Source organism: Larkinella sp. C7 (assembly GCF_006149005.1).
Classification (GTDB): Bacteria; Bacteroidota; Bacteroidia; order Cytophagales; family Spirosomataceae; genus Larkinella.
This window is the reverse complement of the sequence record NZ_VBSL01000135.1, coordinates 1-494: the sequence shown is the minus strand read 5'-3', so window position 1 is coordinate 494 and position 494 is coordinate 1. Positions and strand designations below refer to the sequence as shown.

Here is a 494-nt window from a genome sequence, read left to right as displayed (position 1 = left end):
AACAGTCATTACCTTTATTATTATTTGAAAGGTCAATATCAAAAGCTTAGAGATATTTCTTCTGGTGAAGGGACTCGAGGAGGTCTAAACTTAAAAATGATTAGGGAGTTTCAAATCCCCGTCCCACCTCTTGACATCCAAGAAAAAATTGTGCATGTTCTGGATAATTTTGACACAGTTTGTAATGATTTGAATATCGGTCTTCCCAAGGAGATCGAACTTCGTCAAAAACAGTACGAATATTTTCGCGATCAGCTCTTGACATACGCCGCCGAAGGCGTGTACACTGACAGTACAGTACAGTACAGACAAGACCTAATTAGGCTCTTGTGGTATGTCTTTGGACCGATAAAGGTTTCTTTGGGAGTGATATGTGATTTTATGCGTGGGAATGGCTTGCAGAAAAAAGATTTTGTAGAGCAAGGAAAGCCTGTTATCCATTACGGTCAAATCTATACAAAGTATAGCTTTTCGACTAAGAATACCCTATCTTT

At 38.7% G+C, this 494-nt stretch carries 1 protein-coding gene; it reads left to right on the top strand.

The features are described from left to right. Window positions 1-494: restriction endonuclease subunit S (locus FH871_RS34760; protein ID WP_212768367.1), on the top strand; the 494-nt coding region annotated here is incomplete at both ends.